Source organism: Uliginosibacterium sangjuense (genome assembly GCF_059132465.1).
Genome location: NZ_CP101132.1, coordinates 364,345 through 383,514 on the forward strand (window position 1 = coordinate 364,345; position 19,170 = coordinate 383,514).

At 66.8% G+C, this 19,170-nt stretch carries 17 protein-coding genes; 7 read left to right on the forward strand and 10 right to left on the reverse strand.

Features of this window, described 5'->3' with window-relative positions; all coding sequences use genetic code 11:
- Positions 1–5 precede the first annotated feature (5 nt).
- The 4 genes from NMB43_RS01710 to argH form a co-directional block, all read right to left on the reverse strand.
- Complete coding sequence (locus tag NMB43_RS01710; protein ID WP_494350431.1) at positions 6–623, reverse strand: hypothetical protein; 618 nt, start codon at positions 621–623, stop codon at positions 6–8.
- Between the two features lie 228 nt (positions 624–851).
- Positions 852–1,751: a fructosamine kinase family protein gene (locus NMB43_RS01715; protein ID WP_494350432.1), complete on the reverse strand. Its 900-nt coding sequence runs from the start codon at positions 1,749–1,751 to the stop codon at positions 852–854.
- A complete protein-coding gene (locus NMB43_RS01720) occupies positions 1,748–3,037 on the reverse strand; it encodes a protein kinase domain-containing protein (protein ID WP_494350433.1) in 1,290 nt (429 codons plus the stop codon). Before NMB43_RS01720 ends, NMB43_RS01715 begins: the two co-directional genes overlap by 4 nt.
- Before the next feature lie 6 nt (positions 3,038–3,043).
- Entirely contained in the window at positions 3,044–4,471 is a 1,428-nt protein-coding gene (gene argH, locus NMB43_RS01725; RefSeq protein WP_494350434.1) for an argininosuccinate lyase, read from the reverse strand.
- A 71-nt stretch (positions 4,472–4,542) separates the two neighbouring features.
- Here argH and NMB43_RS01730 point away from each other — a divergent pair, with 71 nt between their 5' ends.
- From NMB43_RS01730 to NMB43_RS01740, 3 genes are read left to right on the forward strand one after another with little or no spacing between them, the layout of a single operon-like run.
- A complete protein-coding gene (locus NMB43_RS01730) occupies positions 4,543–5,640 on the forward strand; it encodes a sensor histidine kinase (RefSeq protein ID WP_494350435.1) in 1,098 nt (365 codons plus the stop codon).
- Positions 5,637–6,401 (forward strand): LytR/AlgR family response regulator transcription factor, encoded by a 765-nt coding sequence (locus tag NMB43_RS01735; protein WP_494350436.1) that lies wholly within the window; start codon positions 5,637–5,639, stop codon positions 6,399–6,401. Before NMB43_RS01730 ends, NMB43_RS01735 begins: the two co-directional genes overlap by 4 nt.
- 10 nt (positions 6,402–6,411) lie before the next feature.
- Entirely contained in the window at positions 6,412–6,690 is a 279-nt protein-coding gene (locus NMB43_RS01740; protein ID WP_494350437.1) for a hypothetical protein, read from the forward strand.
- Positions 6,691–6,753: 63 nt separating this feature from the next.
- Here NMB43_RS01740 and ppc read toward each other — a convergent pair whose 3' ends face one another.
- Entirely contained in the window at positions 6,754–9,522 is a 2,769-nt protein-coding gene (gene ppc / locus NMB43_RS01745) for a phosphoenolpyruvate carboxylase (RefSeq protein WP_494350438.1), read from the reverse strand.
- A 175-nt stretch (positions 9,523–9,697) separates the two neighbouring features.
- On the opposite strand from ppc, the gene hemC reads away from it, so the two are divergent.
- The 4 genes from hemC to NMB43_RS01765 are packed head-to-tail and all read left to right on the forward strand — an operon-like array spanning position 9,698 to position 13,828.
- A complete protein-coding gene (gene hemC / locus NMB43_RS01750; protein ID WP_494350439.1) occupies positions 9,698–10,642 on the forward strand; it encodes a hydroxymethylbilane synthase in 945 nt (314 codons plus the stop codon).
- Positions 10,639–11,439 (forward strand): uroporphyrinogen-III synthase, encoded by an 801-nt coding sequence (locus NMB43_RS01755; protein ID WP_494350440.1) that lies wholly within the window; start codon positions 10,639–10,641, stop codon positions 11,437–11,439. Before hemC ends, NMB43_RS01755 begins: the two co-directional genes overlap by 4 nt.
- Before the next feature lie 49 nt (positions 11,440–11,488).
- On the forward strand, positions 11,489–12,643 hold the full coding sequence (locus tag NMB43_RS01760) for a uroporphyrinogen-III C-methyltransferase (protein ID WP_494350441.1): 1,155 nt from the start codon (positions 11,489–11,491) through the stop codon (positions 12,641–12,643).
- A 12-nt stretch (positions 12,644–12,655) separates the two neighbouring features.
- On the forward strand, positions 12,656–13,828 hold the full coding sequence (locus NMB43_RS01765) for a heme biosynthesis HemY N-terminal domain-containing protein (RefSeq protein ID WP_494350442.1): 1,173 nt from the start codon (positions 12,656–12,658) through the stop codon (positions 13,826–13,828).
- A gap of 54 nt (positions 13,829–13,882) precedes the next feature.
- Here NMB43_RS01765 and hemF read toward each other — a convergent pair whose 3' ends face one another.
- The 5 genes from hemF to dusB are packed head-to-tail and all read right to left on the reverse strand — an operon-like array spanning position 13,883 to position 19,073.
- Positions 13,883–14,893, reverse strand: a complete 1,011-nt coding sequence (gene hemF, locus NMB43_RS01770; RefSeq protein ID WP_494350443.1) for an oxygen-dependent coproporphyrinogen oxidase — start codon at positions 14,891–14,893, stop codon at positions 13,883–13,885.
- 14 nt (positions 14,894–14,907) lie between these two features.
- Positions 14,908–16,176, reverse strand: coding sequence for a phosphoribosylamine--glycine ligase (gene purD / locus NMB43_RS01775; protein WP_494350444.1), 1,269 nt, complete (start codon positions 16,174–16,176; stop codon positions 14,908–14,910).
- Position 16,177: 1 nt separating this feature from the next.
- On the reverse strand, positions 16,178–17,773 hold the full coding sequence (purH, locus tag NMB43_RS01780) for a bifunctional phosphoribosylaminoimidazolecarboxamide formyltransferase/IMP cyclohydrolase (protein WP_494350445.1): 1,596 nt from the start codon (positions 17,771–17,773) through the stop codon (positions 16,178–16,180).
- Between the two features lie 32 nt (positions 17,774–17,805).
- A complete protein-coding gene (locus tag NMB43_RS01785) occupies positions 17,806–18,042 on the reverse strand; it encodes a helix-turn-helix domain-containing protein (RefSeq protein WP_494350446.1) in 237 nt (78 codons plus the stop codon).
- A complete protein-coding gene (gene dusB / locus NMB43_RS01790) occupies positions 18,039–19,073 on the reverse strand; it encodes a tRNA dihydrouridine synthase DusB (protein WP_494350447.1) in 1,035 nt (344 codons plus the stop codon). The genes NMB43_RS01785 and dusB overlap by 4 nt, the downstream gene beginning before the upstream one ends.
- Between the last annotated feature and the right edge of the window lie 97 nt (positions 19,074–19,170).

Below are 19,170 nucleotides of genomic sequence, written 5' to 3' on the forward strand. Positions count from 1 at the left end.
GGGGCTCAGTAGCCGAGCTTGGTGTTGCTGAGATAGCTGCTGACGCTGGAGGAGTTCCAGGGCACGCCGGCGCTGGCCTCGTACAGGCCGCCTTGGGCAAGGGCAGCCCAGATCTGGCGAATATGGGCCAGCGTGGCGGCAGCCGAGTACTGGCCGCCAACCGGGAACTTGCCGCGCCCGGTCATGATATTGAGGTAGGCGCAGGCGAATTGGGCGCCCAGGCCGCCGACATCCAGCACTTCCCTGACCGTCTTGGAGACTCCCACGCCATTGACGGTCTTGGTGAAGGAATAGCCGCTGCCGCCCGCGGAAAAGATGTCGTGGAAGGACTTCGTGCCGTGGCTGTAGCCTTCGTCCGAGCTGCTGCCGCACTTGCTCTTCCAAGTGGTGATCGGCAGGCATTGCCCACAATCGCCTTCGTGCTTGGTGGTCTGACTGGAGACCACCGACAGGGTCTTGGACGGTGCCATGCACTTGAGGCCGGTACCGAACACGGGCTGGCTGCCCAGGCTCAGGATCACCGGGCCTGCGGCCATGCCGCCGCGGATCAGGCGGCGGCGTCCTTCATTGCGCGACTCGGTGGAGGGCGCGGGGGCGAGATCTTGTTGGCGGTCAGTGCTCATGGTGCGAATCCGGTGACACACAGCGCAATTGTGCGCGGCGGAAACTCATTTTACGCACGAATGTGTCACGTTTTCGTGAGACATCCGGGCGGGTTCACTACTTTTAAGCAAGATGAGTGCCGATCGAGCGACGTGAATAAAGTTCTTATTAATCAGTTGTTTGTGCGAGTCGATGAGGCGCGCGGCCGGGTCGCGCCATAAAGTGTCAAATCCGTCGACAGGCGGGGCTCAACGCTTCAACTCGGCCAGCAGACCGGCCAGCATGCGCTCGGCCTGGGCCAGGTAGCCACGCCCGAACAGGTTCAGGTGGTTGAGCACGTGGTACAGGTTGTAGAGCGTTTTGCGGGTTTCGTGGCCGGCGACCAGTGGCCAGGCCTCGCGGTAGGCGGCGTAGAAGCGCAGCGGGAAGCCGCCGAACAGTTCAGTCATTGCGAGATCGGTCTCGCGGTCGCCATGGTAGCTGGCAGGGTCGAACAGTACCGGCGTGCCGTCCGGCAATTGTCCGATGTTGCCGCCCCACAGGTCGCCATGCAGCAGGCTGGGCCGTGGGCGGTAGTCGATGAACAGGCCCGGCAGGCGGGCGCAGACCTGCTCGCCCAGTTGCTGCAGGGTGCCGCCGTGGCCCTGGCGGGCGGCCAGGGCGAGTTGCGGCTGCAGGCGCTGACGGATGAAGAAACGCGCCCAGTCGTCGTCCTGCGTGTTGGTCTGCGGCGTGCTGCCAATGTAGTTGTCGCGGGGGCCGCCGAAGCGCGCCGCCTGGATGCGGTGCAGGTCGGCCAGTGCGGCGCCGGCGCGGGTCGCCGCGGCCTCATCGCGCAGCGGCTGGAGGTCCAGCCATTCGAGCAGCAGCAGGGCATGGGTGGTCGTGGCTTCGCAAGCCACCACGGCGGGGACGCGTAGGGCCCGGGCGGAGGCGAGGGCGCCCAGGCCTTCGGCCTCGGCCTGGAACATAGAGATGTCGCGGGCGGCGCGTAACTTGACGAAGACGCGGTCGGTGCCGCCGTCGGCGCACAGGCAGGTGTTGATGTCGCCGCCGGCGACCGGGTGCAGTGTGGACAGCCGGAAGTCCGTGCCCAAGGCTCGCCGCGCAAGTGCTTCAATGTCCGCGGCGAGAGGCGGTGTGTTCATGTCTTGAGCAGGCGTTCGTTGGCCTGGACGAGGCGGCTCGCCAGGGTGTCCATGAAGGCGCGGTAGAAGCGCAACTGACAGCCGGCCGAGGCCCGAGCCAGGGCGGGAGCGGAAATCTCCAGCAGATGACAGTCGGAGTCGGCAATCACGTCGGCGCTGCGCGTGCCGTGGTCGGGCGTGACGACGGCCATCTCGCCCACGCATTCGCCGGGTGCAAGGCGGTACAGGGCGCGTCCCTGGGAGCAGACGCTGACCTGACCATCGACCAGCAGGGCAAAGCGGTCGCCCGGTTCCCCCTCGCGCATGACCAGCGCGCCAGCCTGGTAGGCACGCCATTGCGACAGGTGCAGCGCTTCCCAGATTTCGGCGTCGTCGAACTGTCGGAAGAAGGGCATCGCGCGCATGACCTGGAAGCGCTGCGCTTCTGGCGGCACCTCCTGCGACAGCGGCTGGCGCAACTCGCGGGCCGCCTGGTTGAGGTCGTGGGCGAATTCCTGCCAGCTTGCGTAGCGCCGCTCGCGCTGAGGATGCATGGCGCGTGTCACGACCTCATCGAGACAGGCGGGCAAAGTGGGGCGCAGGCAGCTCGGCGGCGGGGGGGTGGTGTTGACGATCTGCCAGGCCAGGCTGGTGTGGCTGGTCGCGGCGAAGGGAAGTTGGCCGGTGAGCAACTGGTACATCACGGCGCCCAGCGAGTAGATGTCGGTCTGATGGTTCAGGGCCTCGTCACGGACCTGCTCGGGTGACATGTAGGCCGGCGAGCCGAGGCCGAGGACCACGGTCTGGCGCAGGTCGGGGCTTAGCGCGGCACCGAAGTCGCTGATCTTCACGCGGGTGCCGGCGGCATCCATCAGCATGATGTTGGCCGGCTTGATGTCGCGGTGGGTGATCCCGCGGCGGAACGCGAAGTCCAGTGCCTGGGTGCATTTGAAGAGGATTTCCAGCAAGCGCTCTGGCGCCATCAGTGTGGCGGGCTCGCTGAATGCGTCCAGGCTGCCCCCGGGCACGTACTCCAGCACCATGTAGGTGGCCGCGTCGCCCAGCACGACGTCGACGATGCGTGCGATGTGGGGGTGCTTCAGGCGGCGTGCCAGCGTGGCTTCGGTGAGCAACTGCTGGCGCAGCAGGCGGGCGTGCTGCGGATCGCGCAGCATGTCCTGGCGGTAGAGCTTGATGGCGACCTGGGTTCCGTCGAGCGGGTCGCGGGCGAGGAAGACCTCGCTGCTGCTGCCTTCACCCAGCAGCGCGATAAGTTCGTACCGCCCGATCTCGCCCAGGCTGTCCATGTCCGCTCAGGCCATGCGTTGGCGTGCCCGGGCAATGGCGGCGCGGACCTGTTCGGGCGCGGTGCCGCCAATGTGATTGCGCGCGGCCAGCGAACCCTCCACCGTGAGGGCGGCGGCGACGTCGCTGTCCAGGCGCTCGGCCGCGCCGGTGACGTGGGCCATGCTGGCACGCAGTTCGTCCAGGGTGAAGTCGGCCAGGTCGCAGCCGCGTGTTTCGGCCGCGCGCACGGCCAGGGCCACAGCCTCGTGCGCGTCGCGGAAGGGCAGGCCCTTCTTGACGAGGTAGTCGGCCAGGTCGGTGGCGGTGGCGAAACCCTGGGCCAGCGCGCCACGCATGGCTTCGGCCTTGACCCGGACGCCGGTCATCATGTCGGCATAGATGCGCAGTGTGTCGATCAGCGTGTCGGCGGCGTCGAACAGGGGCTCCTTGTCTTCCTGGTTGTCCTTGTTGTAGGCCAGGGGCTGACCTTTCATGAGGGTCAGCAGGGCGATCAGATGGCCGTTCATGCGGCCGGTCTTGCCGCGCACAAGCTCGGGCACGTCCGGATTCTTCTTCTGCGGCATGATCGAGGAGCCGGTCGTGAAGCGGTCGGCCAGGTCGATGAAACCGAAGCGCGGCGTCATCCAGATGATGATCTCTTCCGACAGGCGCGACAGGTGAGTCATGGTCAGCGCGCAGGCGGCACAGAATTCGATTGCGAAGTCGCGGTCGGACACCGCATCCAGCGAGTTCTCGCACACGGCTTCGAAACCCAGCTCGCGCGCCACCGATTCGCGGTCGATCGGGTAGGTGGTGCCGGCCAATGCGGCCGCGCCCAAGGGCAGGCGGTTGACGCGGTGACGCGCATCCAGGAAGCGTTCGGCGTCGCGCTGGGTCATCTCGAAATAGGCCAGCAGGTGGTGACCGAAGGTCACCGGCTGGGCCACCTGCAGGTGGGTGAAACCGGGCATGGGGGTGGCGGCATGCTGTTCCGCGAGGCTCAGCAGATTGGCCTGGAACTGGCGGATCAGCACCACGATCTGGTCGATGGCGTCGCGCAGCCACAGGCGGATGTCGGTAGCCACCTGGTCGTTGCGCGAGCGGCCGGTATGCAGGCGCTTGCCCGCATCGCCCACCAGCGCGGTGAGGCGGCGCTCGATGTTCAGATGCACGTCTTCGGCGTCCAGGCTCCACTCGAACTCGCCATTGCGGATCTCACCTAGGATCTGCGCCATGCCTTTTTCGATCAAGGCCAGGTCATCCGTGCCGATGATGCCTTGGCGGGCCAGCATACGGGCGTGGGCGAGTGAGCCGCGGATATCCTGTTCGGCCATGCGTTGGTCGAAGAACACCGAGGCCGTGTAACGCTTGACCAGATCGGAGACGGGTTCGGAGAAGCGTCCGGACCAGGCTTTGCCGGAGTCCGGGGCGCTCGGGGTGCGGGGATCGACCATAATGTGAAGGCTTCGTGTTGTGCAGGCGTGCGCGGCTTCATTCCGAGGCCGGGCCTGATTAGGGGCTGTGAATGGCGCAACTGGCCGAAAAAGTATCGAACAGCACGCTCGCGGCCGAGTCCGCGCGGGGCGGCGGCAAGGCTGGAAGTATAAAGCAAAGCACTGGCCGCCCTGGCGGTGACGCCTTGCGGGTGTCCGTCCCGGATTTCCGCAACCTGGGGGCAGTGCTGCGCATCTTCGTGCTGGTTAACCTGTTGCTGCTGCTGACGGCCGCGATGCGCGCCAACGAACTGGCCGATGTGCCAGTGCGCTTCATGCACCTGGCGGCGCGGGCCGAACTGTCGCTGCTGGTCGCCATGCTCACGGTCTATCTGATGGGAAGCTGGATGGCTCGCCTGACCTGGCGCGAGATGACCATGCTGCTGTGTTCGCTGGCGGTGATCCTGACCGTGATCACCCAGTCCCTGGTGTTCTCCGGCATGCGCGGTGACGGCTATGTGTTCCATATGCTCTGGGCCATCGGTGCGGCGCTGGCGGTGTCGGCCTATTTTCGCTGGCGTCAGATTGCGCAGATCCCGGCGCTGGACGAGGCGCGCATCCTGGCGCTGACCGCGCGCATCCGGCCACACTTCTTCTTCAACAGCCTCAATGGCGTGCTGGGGGTGATCCGTTCCGACCCGCGGCGCGCCGAGCAGGCGCTCGAATCGCTGGCGGAGCTGTTCCGTGAACTGATGAAGGACAATCGCGATCTTGTGACATTGTGTGACGAGATCGACCTGTGCAATCGCTACCTCGAACTGGAGCGCTTGCGCCTCGGCGACCGCCTGCAGGTGAGCTGGGAACTCAAGCACGCGCCGCTGAACGCCAAGGTACCGCCGTTGATGTTGCAGCCCTTGCTCGAAAATGCTGTTTATCATGGAATTGAGCCTTCGCCGGATCCGGGCATCATCCAGGTCCGTGTCGTGCGCAAGGGGCACATGCTGGAGATCAACATGCTGAACCCGTCGCACGGCCTGCCGCGTCGTGGACAGGGCAATCGCATGGCATTGGAGAACATCCGCGAGCGCCTGATCCTGTTCTTCGACATGGAGGCGAGCCTGATGACGGAAGATCGCGATGGGCAATTCCGGGTGCGTATCCGCCTGCCTATCCGGAGGGATGACAAATGACTGAGAACAATGTGCTGAACATCCTGATCGTTGACGACGAGGCGCCTGCGCGCGAGCGCCTGCGTGACCTGCTGAGTGATATCGCGGCGGAGCAGCCCACGCGCCTGGTCGGCATGGCCGGCAACGGCATCGAGGCGCTGCGCCTGCTGGAAACCGTGAAACCCGATGTGCTGCTGGTCGACATCCGCATGCCGGCCATGGATGGCATCGAGTTTGCGCAGCATGTGACGCGCCTGGAGCCGCGGCCGCACATCATCTTCGTGACCGCCTACGACGAGTACGCGGTGCAGGCCTTCGAGCTCAATGCGGTGGATTACTTGATGAAGCCGGTGCGGGCCGATCGCCTGGCTGCCGCACTGGAGAAGGTGCGGCGCGCGGTGCCGGTGACGCGCGAGAAGATCGACCAGTTCGCCGAACCGCGTCGCCACCTGACCTGCAGCGAGCGCGGCAAGATCCACCTGATCCCGATCAGTGACGTGATCTTCCTCAAGGCCGAGCTGAAGTACGTGACCGCGCGCACGACCGAGCGCGAGTACTTGCTCGAAGAGTCCCTGGTGCAACTGGAGCATGAGTTCCCGGACCGCTTTGTGCGCATCCATCGCAATTGCCTGGTGGCGCGTAGTGGGGTGGTGGGCTTCGAGCGCACGGTCGGCGAGGAGGGCGGCGAAGGACACTGGTCGGTACGCCTGACTGGCGTGGTCGACGCGCTGCCGATCAGCCGCCGGCAATGGGCGCACGTGCGCGCCGAGCTGGGAGGCTGAGGCGCGTGCCATGTCTGCCATCGAGCAATTGCGCGGCGCGGTCGACGACTACGCACACGACCAGATCAGCACGGACGCGTTCTGCGCGCTGTGGCGCGAGCAAGGTGGGCGTCTGTGCGAGCGCTTGCCGGAGACCTATCGCCGCGCGCTGGATGATGCCTTGATGCGCATCGAGTCCAGCCGCCTGTTTGCTGGAGACAGTTGCTCCTTCAGCCGCGAAAGCCTGCTGCATGTGTTCGGCGTCTGGCTTGAACGGGCAGAGGCGCGCTTGCAGGACCGCGAAGACTGATCGGACTGCTTGGGACAAAAACAAAGGGCGCCGAGGCGCCCTTTGTTTTTGTCCACCAGGCACTCAACCGCTGTTACGCAGACCCGCCGCGATCCCGTTGATCGAGATGTGGATGCTGCGGCGCGCGCGGTCGTCTCCCGCTTCCACCGTGCCTTCGCGGAAACGGTGCAGGAGTTCCACCTGCACATGGTTCAGCGGGTCGAGGTAGGGGAAGCGGCTACGCACCGAGCGCTTGAGCAGCGGGTTGCCATCCAGCAGTTCCTTGTGGCCCGTGATAGCCAGCAGGGCCTGCACCGTGGCCTCGTGTTCGGTCTTGATGCGCGGGAAGATCGCGTTACGCAGGGCCTCGTCCTTGACCAGCTCGGCATAGCGCGAGGCGATGGCCATGTCGGTCTTGGCCAGCACCATGTCCATGTTGGAGAGCTGGGTGGCGAAGAAGGACCATTCCTTGTGCATCGCCTGCAGGCGCTCCAGCGCGCCCGCGCCGTGCTTGGCGAGGTACTGGTTGATGGCGCTGCCGAAGCCGAACCAGCCAGGCAGCATGACGCGCGATTGGGCCCAGGAGAACACCCAGGGAATCGCCCGCAGGTCCTCGATGGCCGTGGTCTTCTTGCGCGAGGCCGGACGCGAGCCGATGTTCAGGTGCGCGATCTCGGCGATGACGGTGGACTCCCAGAAGTAGCGCTCGAAGCCTTCGGTGTCGTAGACCAGGCCGCGGTAAGCCTTGAAGGCGTAGTCCGACAGCTCGTCCATGATGGCCAGGTACTCGGCGCGCGGTGCGGCTTCCGGATGGGCCAGCAGGGTCGCCTCGAAGGTGGCGGCGGCGAGCACTTCGAGGTTGCGGCGGCCCACTTCAGGGTTGGAGTACTTGGAGGCGATCACTTCACCCTGCTCGGTGAGGCGGATCTGCCCCTGCACCGCGCCACCCGGCTGCGCCAGGATGGCCTGGTAGCTGGGGCCGCCGCCACGCCCGACGGAACCGCCGCGGCCGTGGAACAGGCGCATTTTCACGCCGTGCTTGCGGAAGACTTCGATCAACTGCATTTCGGCCTTGTACAGTTCCCAGCCGGAGGTCAGGAAGCCGCCGTCCTTGTTCGAGTCGGAGTAGCCCAGCATCACTTCCTGCGCGTGCTTGCGCGTGGCCAGCAGCTCGCGGTAGAGCGGGATCGACAGCAGGCGGTTCATGATGCCGGCGGCATTCTGCAGGTCGCCGATGGTCTCGAACAAGGGAATGATGTTGACGTCCAGCTCCTTCAGGTGCGGGCGCAGCAGGCCCACCTCCTTCAGCAGCACGGCCAGTTCCAGCATGTCCGACACGCCGTCGGTTTTGGAGATGATGGCGTTCTGGATGCAGTTCTGGCCCAACAGGCGATGGCCTTCGGCAATGGCGCGGAAGATCGCCAGCTCGCCCTCTGTCTCCTCCGAGTACTGGATGGCCGGCGAGCCCAGCGGGCGCGGCGTGGCCAGTTCTTCGGTCAGCAGCGCGATGCGGGCATCCTCGTCCAGCGCCAGGTAGTCGGTACCGGGACGGGCGAGGGCCAGCAGTTCGGCCACGCAGCGCTCATGCACATCGGAGTTCTGGCGGACGTCGATGGCGGCCAGGTGGAAGCCGAACACGCGGGCCGCCCGGCGCAGACGGCGCAGGCGGCCGCGCGCGATGTTGGCCAGTTTGTGGTCGGTCAGCGAGCGATGGATGATGTCCAGGTCGGCGCGGAATTCCTTGACGCTGGCATAGGGCTCACCCACCAGGCCAGGGTCTTCGCCGATCGATTCGCCCAGCAGCTTGAGCGCGGTGGCATGTACGCGGGCATAGATGCCGCGCAGCGCACGGCGATAGGGTTCGTCCTCGGTGTGCGCGGTGCGTGCCGGCCAGCGCGCGGCCAGCTCGGCCAGTTCGCTCGACACATTGACCAGCAGGGTGGACATGGACAGACCCGAGCCCAGCGCCAGCAGGTCTTCCAGGTAGTAGGTGAACACCGCCTTGGACTGCATGCGCAGCGCGCGACGCAGTACGTCCGCCGTGACGAAGGGATTGCCATCGCGGTCGCCACCGATCCAGCTCCCCATGCGCATGAAGTTGGGCAGCTCTTCGCCACTCAGCTCGGGGTAACGGTGCGCCAGCAGGTCTTCGAAGTGGGTGTAGAGGCGCGGCAGCTCGCGCAGGAAGGTGTAGTCGTAGAACGACAGGCCGTTGGCCACTTCGTCGGTGACCGACAGCTTCACCGGGCGCAGCATGCGCGTTTCCCACAGAATCTGGATGTTGCGGCGCAGGTCGTCCTCGTTGGCCTGCAGTTCTTCCGGGGTGAGCTGGATGCGGTCGCGTTGGTCCATCAGCTTGGCGATGCGCAACTGGCAGTTGAGGATGCTCTTGCGCTGCACCTCGGTCGGGTGGGCGGTCAGTACCGGGCTGATCAGCGCATCGCTGAAGAACTCACGAATTTTTTCCGGCTTCAGGCCGGCCTCGTCGGCCAGGTCCAGCGCATGCTCGATGCTGCCGTCGCGCGCCTTGGAGCCGGCGCACATATGGGCGCGCGTGCGGCGGATGTGGTGCAGATCCTCAGCGATGTTCGACAACTGGTAGAAGAAGCTGAAGGCGCGCACCACTTGCATGGTCTCGCTGCTGGGCAGATCGCGCAGCATGGCTTCCAGTTCATGCCGAGCACCGGCATCCTCGTCGCGGTGGAAGCGGATCGAGGTCTGGCGGATGCGCTCGATCAGTTCGAAGATGGCCTCCCCTTCGTGGGCACGCACGGTGTCACCCAGCATGCGGCCGAGCAGGCGCGTGTCTTCGCGCAGAGGGATGTCCTTGTCTTGTTCGTTGATGGTGTTCATGGATTGCCCGAAGCAGCGCCCGTTGGGGGAAGGCGCGGAAAGAAAGAAAACCCGGAAGAAACCGGCGGCCGGGGCGACCGCAAACTGCCAAATATACCAGCCACAGGCACCAAAATGGCGCCAACTACTGCCGCGCTGTTACCATGGACGCAACTTTCGTGCCTTGCGCTCCGCCATGTCTGAAGTCATTTCCCCTCCCCGCCGCCTCGTCATCGCCACCCGTGAAAGCCGCCTTGCCCTGTGGCAGGCCGAACACGTCAAGGCACGCCTGGAGAGCGCCTGGCCGGGCTGCGAGGTGAGCCTGCTGGGCATGACCACGCGCGGCGACCAGATCCTCGACCGGACTTTATCCAAGGTGGGGGGCAAGGGCTTGTTCGTCAAGGAGCTGGAACAGGCCCTGGCCGACGGTCGTGCCGATCTCGCGGTGCATTCGATGAAGGATGTGCCGGCGCAGATGCCCGAGGGCTTTGCGCTGATTGCCACCCTGGCGCGCGAAGAGCCGCTGGACGCCTTCGTCTCGAATCGTTACGCCAGCCTGGCCGACATGCCGCCTGGCACGGTGGTGGGTACCTCCAGCCTGCGCCGCGAGGCACAACTGCATGCCCAGTACCCTTACCTTGGGGTGTCGCCGCTGCGCGGCAATCTCGATACGCGCCTGCGCAAACTCGACGAGGGGCAGTACGACGCGATCATCCTGGCCGCTGCCGGGCTGCGTCGCCTGGGCCTGGGTGCGCGCATCCGCAGCGTCCTGGCGGCAGAAGATTCACTGCCCGCCGCAGGGCAGGGGGCGTTGGGCATCGAGGCGCGGGCAGACCGGCCCGAGCTGCGTGCCTGGCTGGCGCCCTTGGCGGACGAGACGACCACGCATTGCGTGGCCGCCGAGCGCGCGCTGACCCTGAGTCTGGGCGGTGGCTGCGAAGTACCGATTGGCGCTTACTGTATCCAGCAAGGGGCGCAGCTCTGGTTGCGCGCGCTGGTGGCGACGCCGGATGGTGCGCGCATCATTCGTGCCGAGGCGCAGGCCGGGCCGGAACAGGCCGAGGCGCTCGGGCGGCAAGTCGCCGACGCACTGCTCGCCCAGGGCGCACGCAGCATTCTCGCCGAACTGGCGAACCCATGAGCATCGAGGCGGGGCCGCTGGCCGGGCGCGGCGTGGTGATCACCCGTCCTGCCGCCCAGATGCCGGCACTCGCCGCCGCCCTGCGAGCGCAGGGCGCCACGCCCTGGCCCTTTCCCGTCATCGACATCCTGCCGCCGGCCGATCCTGCCGTGCTGAGCGCCCTGGCGCCGCGGCTGGCGAGTTTCGACCTCGTGTTCTTCGTCAGCCCCAATGCTGTGATACATGCACTCGCGTGCTTGCCGCGTGCCCTGTGGCCGGCCAGCCTGCGGGTCGCCACGGTCGGGCCGGGCACGGCACGCGCCCTGCACGAGGCCGGTTTTGCCGAGGTCCTGCTGCCGTCGGCACGCTTCGACAGCGAGGGCGTGCTGGCGCTGCCCGCCTTCCAGGCCGAAGCCTTGCGCGGCAGGCGCCTGCTGGTGCTGCGGGGTGACGGCGGGCGCGAGCTGGTGGCGGAGACCGCGCGGGCGCGTGGTGCCGAGGTCGAGCAACTCACGTGCTACCGGCGCCAGCGTGCCGCCAGCGATCCGCAGCCCTTGCTGGCGGCGCAGGCGGCCGGCAATGTGCATGCGCTGAGTCTGACCAGCAGCGAGGGGGCCGAGCATTTCGCTGCCCTGCTCGGTGCGGCCACGCCAGAGGTGTTGTCCGCGCTGCCCGTCTTTGTGCCGCACGCACGCATCGCCGAGCGGGCGCGGGCCCTGGGGGCCCTCCGCGTGGTGGTGCATGGGGCTGGAGATTCAGGCCTGGTCGCCGCGCTCGTCGCGTTTTTCGCAGCGACAGGCGCGTCCGGCGCACCCTGAAGGGGCGGGCCGCGACGTGCCGTCCTAGGCATGCGCTAAACTTGGGCGCATGAACGAACAACTCCCCCTGTCCGACACGGCCGCCCCCCCGCCCGCGCCGGATACCGCCGCCGGCGCGACGCCGCGTCAGCCCAAGCCCGCGGGCGCCTCGCGCCAGCGCCTGTTGTGGCTCGCTTCTTTGCTGGTGATCGCGGCCATCGCCGTGTGGCAGGTCTACGCCGTGCGGGCAGAGCTCGAGCGTAGCCGGGCCGACCTGGCTCGTCGTCTCGCCACCGCCGAGGAGACGGCACGCGCCGCACAGGCGGTGGCGCGCCAGGTGCATGACAGCCTGGACAGCCTGCAGCAACGCGTGGGCGGCATCGATGCACGGGTCGGCGACGCGGCCAGCCAGCAGGATGCGCTGCAGGGCATGTATCAGGAACTGATGCGGGCGCGTGACGAACGCTTCCTCACGGAAGTGGAGCAGGCCGTTGGCATCGCCTCGCAGCAATTGCAGCTTGCCGCCAACGTGCCCGCGGCGCTGACCGCCTTGCAGGCGGCCGAGGCCCGCCTGGCCTCGCAGAGCCGGCCGCAACTGCTGGCCGTGCGCAAGCTGGTGGCGCGCGACATCGAGCGCCTGCGTGCGCTGCCGACGGCCGACATCACGGGCATGGCGCTGCGCCTGGAAACCATGCTCGGCATCATCGACACCTTGCCGCTGGGCTTCGAGCACACGCCGCCAGAGAAACCTGCGGCGGCCAAGACGTCCACCCCCAAGCCAGCCGCGCCCGCCAAGGGCAAGGCGGCGCCCGTGGCGGTTTCCGAGCCGGCGTTGGCACCGGTCAGCGCAGAGCCGGGCTTCGTCTCCAGCCTGCTCGGCGAGTTGTGGAGCGAGTTGCGCCAACTGGTGCGCATCGAGCGCCTGGATCGAGCGGAGCCGCCGCTGCTGGCACCGCAGCAGGCCATCTACCTGCGCGAGAACCTGCGCCTGCGCCTCCTGTCGGCGCGCCTGGGCCTGTTGCAGCGTGACGCGCGCAGCTTCGCCGAGGATGTGCGCCAGTCGCGCCTGTGGGTGGAACGCTATTTCGACGTGGATGCCGCGCCGGTGCGCAACATGCTGGGCGACCTGCGCCAGATGGAAGCCGCGCGTCTGAACGTGGAACTGCCCTCGCTGGCCGAGACGGAGGCTGCGCTGCGCAACCTCAAGTTCGGTCGCGGCAACTGACGGGGGCCGGGCATGCGTACTCTGTTCTGGTTCATCGGCTTGTTCGCGCTGGCGGTCGTGCTGGTCATCGCGGCCCGTTACAACGAGGGCTACGCCCTGCTGGTGCTGCCGCCGTGGCGCATGCAGGTGTCGCTCAACCTGTTGTTGCCGGCCCTGGTGGCCAGCTTCGCCCTGCTGTATTTCCTCCTGCGCCTGTTCTTTCGGACCCTGGCCCTGCCGGCGCGGGTCAGTGCCTTCCGCGCCAGCCGCAGCCGCAACAGTGCGGCCCAGGCCCTGCGCGCAGCCGGCCGTCTGTACATGGAAGGGCGCTTTGGTCAGGCCTATCGCTCGGCCGAGTCAGCTTACGACCGCTCCGATGCGCCTGGCTTGGCGGCGCTGATCGCGGCGCGTTCGGCCCATGCCCTGCGCGAGTACGAGCGGCGCCAGCAATGGATGGACAGAGCGGTGCAGCATGATCGCGAGATCCGTTCGGCACGCCTCATGATCGAGGCAGAGTTCGCCATCGCCGACCGTCGTTTCGATGAAGCGGTAGCCAGCCTGGAGCGCCTGCGGCAGAGCGGCGGGCGCCACATCGCGGCGCTGCGCCTCGCGCTGCAGGCCGAGCAGGGGCGCGGCCGCTGGGACGAGGTGGCGCGCCTGGCACGCCAGCTCCGCAATCATCATGGACTGACGCCGGAGCAGGCGGCGCCGCTGTTGCGGCGCGCCTCGCTGGAGCAATTGCGCGAGGCCGAGGGCGATCTCGCGGGTTTGCTGCGCGTGTGGGATGGCATCGCCAAGGAGGAGCGTCTGGACCCGGGCTTGCTGACGCGCGCCGTGCCCTACCTGATTGCGGCGGGGGACGACAAGCTCGCGCCCGCCGCCATCGAGGCCGCGCTGGCGCAGGAGTGGGAGCCGGAACTGGCCGCGCTGTACGGTCGCTGCAAGAGCCAGGACCTGCGCGCGCAGCTGGCGACTGCCGAGGCATGGCTGAGGCAGCATCCGGACGACGCGGGCCTGCTGATGACCCTGGGCCGCCTGTGTCTGCGCGGCCAACTGTGGGGCAAGGCGCAAAGTTACTTCGAAGCCTCGTTGTCGCAACAGCCATCGCGCGTCGCCCACCTGGAGCTGGCACGCCTGGCCGAGTCATTGGAGCGTCAGGAGGTGGCGGCGCGCCACTATCGCGCGGCCGCCGAACTGGGCGCCTGACTGGCTGGCGCGTCAAGCTACCCGCGCGCGCGGACAGGGCGCGCGACCAAGCGCCTAGACCCAATCGCGGGGCGGCAAGAAATCGGTGTACAGGCGCGCCTCCGGGCTGCCCGCCTCGGGCTGCCAGTCGTAGCGCCAGGCCACGTTGGGCGGCATCGACATCAGGATGGATTCAGTGCGCCCGCCGGACTGCAGACCGAACAGCGTGCCGCGGTCCCACACCAGGTTGAATTCCACGTAGCGACCGCGTCGATAGGCCTGGAAGTCACGTTCACGCTCGCCGTAGGCTTGATGGCGACGGCGCTCGATGATGGGCAGGTAGGCGTCGAGGAAGGCGTCGCCCACGCTGGCCGTCATCTCGAAGCTGTGCTCGAAGTCCTGCGCGTTGTAGTCGTCGAAGAACAGGCCGCCGATGCCGCGCGCCTCGTTGCGATGCTTGAGGAAGAAGTACTCGTCGCACCCGTGCTTGAAGCGCGGGTAGAGATCCGGCCCGAAGGGTGACACGGCCTTGCGGCAGACGTCGTGGAAGTGGCGCGCGTCTTCCTCGAAGGGGTAGTAGGGCGTGAGGTCCATGCCGCCGCCGAACCACCAGACGGGTTGGCCGGCTTCCATGCGCGGCAGCGTGTTGCCGGGGCGCTCCTCTTCCTCGGCGTTGGCCCTGAGGCGGCGCGGCGAGGCATAGAAGCGGGAAGGCTCCGGTCCTTCGTCCACGCGCGCAAGATGGCGCGCGATGAAGAAGCGCACGTTCATGTGCACCGTCGGGCAGTACGGGTTGCGCGGGTGCAGGACCAGGGACACGCCCATGGCCTCGAAGGCAGCACCGGCGAGCTCCGGGCGACTGGCACTGGCCGAGGGTGGCAACTGGTCGCCCTTTACGTGTGAGAAATTCACTCCGCCGCGCTCGAAGAAGTGACCGTCCTCGATCACGCGGGTGATGCCGCCACCCCCGCCCTGGCGCTCCCAGGTGTCGGTGCGGAAGGGGCGGCCGTCAAAAGTCTCCAGCGAGGCGACGATGCGTTGCTGGAGGTCCAGCAGGTAGCTGCGTACTTGCTCGCTGAGTGACATGCAGGGCCTCCTGTTCAGCGCTTGATGGCGCGGTGGCCGATGTCGCGGCGGTACTGCATGCCGTCGAACCCGATGCGGCTGCAGGCTTCGTAGGCGCGTGTCTGCGCTTCGCGCACCGAGTCTCCCAGCGCGGTGACGCACAGCACGCGACCACCGGCGGTGACGATGGCGTCGCCGTGTTGCGTCGTGCCGGCGTGGAACACATGCACGTCTTCTGCAACATGGTCCAGGCCGCGGATGACGTCTCCCTTGAGCGGGTTGTCGGGGTAGCCGCCCGCCGCGAGTACGACGCCCAGAGCCACGCGGCGGTCCCACTCGGCCTCGGCCTCGTCCAGCTTGCCGGCCAGTGCGGCTTCGATCAGGTCCACCAGATCGCTCTTGAGGCGCATCATGATGGGCTGGGTCTCGGGGTCGCCGAAGCGGCAGTTGAACTCCACTACGCGTGGCGCGCCGGCCTCGTCGATCATTAGGCCGGCGTACAGGAAGCCGCTGTAAGGCAGGCCGTCGGCAGCCATGCCGGCGAGTGTCGGACGGATGATCTCGCGCATGACGCGGGCATGCACGTCAGGCGTCACGACGGGTGCCGGCGAATAAGCGCCCATGCCGCCGGTGTTGGGGCCCTGATCATCGTCGAGCAGGCGCTTGTGGTCCTGGCTGGTCGCCATCGCCAGCGCGTTCCGGCCGTCGGCCATGACGATGAAGCTGGCTTCCTCGCCCTGCATGAACTCTTCGATGACCACGCGCGCGCCCGCGTCGCCCATCTTGTTGCCGACCAGCATCATGTCGATGGCGGCGTGCGCCTCGTCCGGCGTCATCGCCACCACCACGCCCTTGCCGGCGGCCAGGCCGTCAGCCTTGATGACGATGGGGGCGCCTTCGGCGTCGATGTAGGCGTGGGCCTGCGCGGCGTCGCTGAAGGTCTGGTACTTGGCAGTCGGAATGCCATGGCGAACCAGGAATTGCTTGGCGAAATCCTTGGAGGATTCAAGCTGGGCGCACGCCCGGGTCGGACCGAAGATCGGCAGACCCTCGGCACGGAAGGCATCGACCACGCCCGCAGCCAGCGGCGCTTCGGGGCCGACCACGGTGAGTCCGATGCCTTCCTGTTTCACCAGTGCGATCCACTCGGGGATGCTGTTGGCAGGGACATTCTGCAGGCCGGGTTCAGTGGCTGTGCCGGCATTGCCGGGGGCGACGAGAACCTTCTGGATGCGGGGCGACTGGGCCAGTTTCCAGGCCAAGGCGTGTTCGCGGCCGCCGGAGCCGATGACGAGAATCTTCATATCAGTGACGGAAATGACGGAAGCCGGTGAACACCATGGCGACGTTCTGTTCGTCGGCGGCGGCGATGACCTCCGCGTCGCGCATCGAGCCGCCGGGCTGGATCACCGCGGTGGCACCGGCCTGTGCCAGTACGTCGAGGCCGTCGCGGAAGGGGAAGAAGGCGTCCGAGGCGACCACGCAACCAGGGATGGCGAGGCCGGCGTTCTCCGCCTTGATCTTGGCGATGCGCGCGGAATCGACACGGCTCATCTGGCCGGCGCCCACGCCCACGGTCATGCCGTCCTTGCAGTAGACGATGGCATTGGACTTCACATACTTGGCCACGCGCCAGGCGAACAACAGGTCGGAAAGCTCCTTGTCGGTCGGAGCGCGTTTGGTCACCACCTTGAGATCGGCCGTGTTGAGCACGGCGTCGTCATAGGTCTGCACCAGCAGGCCACCGGCCACGCGCTTGTAGTCGGTCTGCGTCACGCGGCCCAGGGCGCAGGTCAGTACCCGCACGTTTTTCTTCACGGCCAGCAGGGCCAGCGCTTCCGGCGTGTAGTCCGGGGCGATCAGCACTTCCATGAACTGTGCCGAGACAGCCTCGGCCACGACCGCGTCCACCGTGGTGTTGAAGGCGATGATGCCGCCGAAGGCCGAGGTCGGATCGGTCGAGAAGGCCTTGCGGTAGGCCTCCTCGGCATTGGCGCCGAGGGCCACACCACAGGGGTTGGCATGCTTGACGATCACACAGGCCGGGGTGGCGGGGTCGAAGGCCTTGACGCATTCCCAGGCTGCGTCGGAGTCGGCGATGTTGTTGTACGACAGTTCCTTGCCCTGCAATTGCGTGTAACCCGCAATGCCGCCGGCCGGGGCCGCCAGGTCGCGGTAGAAGGCTGCGGTCTGGTGCGGGTTCTCGCCATAGCGCAGGTCCTGCACCTTGTCGAAGGCCAGTTGCAGGCGAGTCGGGTACTCGGCGCGCGTCGGTGCAGCGGCCGGCTCCAGCTTGTCGGCATCGACGGCGGTGAGCCAGTTGGCAATGGCGGAGTCGTAGCGCGCAGTGTGGGTGAAAGCCTTGCGCGCCAGCTCGAAGCGCGTCTTGTAGCTCAGCACGCCGGCATTGCCCTTCAGCTCTTTCATGATGCCGGCATAGTCGGCCGGGTCGGTCACGATCCCCACGCCACCGGCCTCGCTGCCATGGTTCTTGGCTGCGGCACGCACCATGGTCGGGCCGCCGATGTCGATGTTCTCGATCGCATCTTCGAGCGAGCAGCCTGCCTTGGCCACGGTGGCCTGGAAGGGGTAGAGATTCACCACTACCAGGTCGATGCGCGGGATGGCGTTGGCTTCAATCGTGCTCAGGTGTTCAGGCAGGTCACGGCGCGCCAGGATGCCACCATGCACCTTGGGATGCAGGGTCTTGACGCGGCCGTCGAGCATTTCGGGAAAACCGGTGTAGTCGCCGACATCGGTGACGGGCAGACCAGCGTCGCGCAGGGCCTTGGCGGTGCCACCGGTGGACAGCAGGGTGACGCCGAGGGCTGCCAGTTCGCGCGCGAATTCGACGACGCCGGTTTTGTCGGAAACGCTGAGGAGGGCTTGGGTGACTTTCATGGGAAGTGCCTGAAAAGAATGGGAGTGAGGCTTTACAGCAGACCGTGTTCGGTCAGCTTGCGACGCAGGGTGTTGCGCGTGATGCCGAGGATCAAGGCCGCCTGAGACTGGTTGCCATTGGCCCGGCGCATGACCGATTCGAGCATCGGACGCTCGACCTGGCGTAGCACCATGTCATAGACGCCGGCCGGTGCCTCGCCGTCAAGATCGGCGAAGTAGCGGTCGAGTGCGCGTGACACGCAGGTGGAGATTTCGTTGTTGTTGCTCATGCTGCGAGGGCTTGCGCCCCCTCCCCGTCGTTATTGTGGTGGTACTGTAGCCGCGTGCCTTGCGCGGCCTGTTCGGCGAAGAAAGCGTCGAGCGCGTCCAGTTGCGCGCCGGCGCTTTCCAACTGGTACATGGCCTGGCGGAAGGCATTGGAGCCGGCCAGTCCCTTCGTGTACCAGGCAATGTGCTTGCGTGCCACGCGCACCCCGCTGACTTCTCCGTAGAAGGCGTACAGGTCAGCCAGGTGTTCTCGGCACACGCGATGAATCTCGCTCACCTCGGGGGGAGGCAATTCCTCGCCGGTCTGCAGGAAGTGCTCGATCTCGCGGAAGATCCACGGCCTGCCCTGCGCCGCCCGACCGATCATCACACCGTCTGCGCCGGTGTAGGCCAGCACACTATGGGCCTTGCGCGGCGAGTCGATGTCGCCATTGGCGATGACCGGGATGGCGATCCGGCTTTTTACCTCGGCGATGGTGTCGTACTCGGCCTCGCCCATGTACTGATCTGCACGTGTGCGGCCATGGATCGCGATCAACCGGATGCCGGCTTCCTGCGCCAGGCGCGCGATGGCGGTTGCGTTGCGGCTGCTGCGGTCCCAGCCGGTGCGGAACTTGAGCGTGACTGGCACCTCGGGTACTGCCGCCACGACTGCATCCAGAATGCGCCCGACCAGGGCTTCGTCGCGCAACAAGGCGGAGCCGGCGGCCAGATTGCATACCTTCTTGGCTGGGCAACCCATGTTGATGTCGATGATCTGCGCGCCGTTGGCCACGTTGTGGCGGGCCGCCTCGGCCATCATCTGCGGGTCGGCGCCGGCGATCTGTACCGAGATCGGGTCCACCTCGCCAGCATGGTTGGCGCGGCGCTGGGTCTTGCTGCTGCCGTACAACAAGGCGTTTGAGGTGACCATCTCCGACACCGCGAGTCCTGCCCCCAGCTTCTTGCAAAGCTGGCGGAAAGGACGGTCCGTCACGCCCGCCATGGGTGCGACAAACAGGTTGTTTTTCAAGCGGATGCCGGCGAATTGCATCGGGCGGAAAGGGGAGGGCGAAGGGCGGAATTCTACCCCAGCGACCCCCTTCGAAGTAAGCGCGGCGAGTGTGCACGCGCCACGAACAGGAACTGTC

Bases quoted from the DNA above. Each gene is read 5' to 3' on its own strand.
- NMB43_RS01710 (WP_494350431.1), bottom strand. From the start codon at position 623: ATGAGCACTGACCGCCAACAAGATCTCGCCCCCGCGCCCTCCACCGAG.
- NMB43_RS01715 (WP_494350432.1), bottom strand. From the start codon at position 1,751: ATGAACACACCGCCTCTCGCCGCGGACATTGAAGCACTTGCGCGGCGA.
- NMB43_RS01720 (WP_494350433.1), bottom strand. From the start codon at position 3,037: ATGGACAGCCTGGGCGAGATCGGGCGGTACGAACTTATCGCGCTGCTG.
- argH (WP_494350434.1), bottom strand. From the start codon at position 4,471: ATGGTCGATCCCCGCACCCCGAGCGCCCCGGACTCCGGCAAAGCCTGG.
- NMB43_RS01730 (WP_494350435.1), top strand. From the start codon at position 4,543: ATGGCGCAACTGGCCGAAAAAGTATCGAACAGCACGCTCGCGGCCGAG.
- NMB43_RS01735 (WP_494350436.1), top strand. From the start codon at position 5,637: ATGACTGAGAACAATGTGCTGAACATCCTGATCGTTGACGACGAGGCG.
- NMB43_RS01740 (WP_494350437.1), top strand. From the start codon at position 6,412: ATGTCTGCCATCGAGCAATTGCGCGGCGCGGTCGACGACTACGCACAC.
- ppc (WP_494350438.1), bottom strand. From the start codon at position 9,522: ATGAACACCATCAACGAACAAGACAAGGACATCCCTCTGCGCGAAGAC.
- hemC (WP_494350439.1), top strand. From the start codon at position 9,698: ATGTCTGAAGTCATTTCCCCTCCCCGCCGCCTCGTCATCGCCACCCGT.
- NMB43_RS01755 (WP_494350440.1), top strand. From the start codon at position 10,639: ATGAGCATCGAGGCGGGGCCGCTGGCCGGGCGCGGCGTGGTGATCACC.
- NMB43_RS01760 (WP_494350441.1), top strand. From the start codon at position 11,489: ATGAACGAACAACTCCCCCTGTCCGACACGGCCGCCCCCCCGCCCGCG.
- NMB43_RS01765 (WP_494350442.1), top strand. From the start codon at position 12,656: ATGCGTACTCTGTTCTGGTTCATCGGCTTGTTCGCGCTGGCGGTCGTG.
- hemF (WP_494350443.1), bottom strand. From the start codon at position 14,893: ATGTCACTCAGCGAGCAAGTACGCAGCTACCTGCTGGACCTCCAGCAA.
- purD (WP_494350444.1), bottom strand. From the start codon at position 16,176: ATGAAGATTCTCGTCATCGGCTCCGGCGGCCGCGAACACGCCTTGGCC.
- purH (WP_494350445.1), bottom strand. From the start codon at position 17,773: ATGAAAGTCACCCAAGCCCTCCTCAGCGTTTCCGACAAAACCGGCGTC.
- NMB43_RS01785 (WP_494350446.1), bottom strand. From the start codon at position 18,042: ATGAGCAACAACAACGAAATCTCCACCTGCGTGTCACGCGCACTCGAC.
- dusB (WP_494350447.1), bottom strand. From the start codon at position 19,073: ATGCAATTCGCCGGCATCCGCTTGAAAAACAACCTGTTTGTCGCACCC.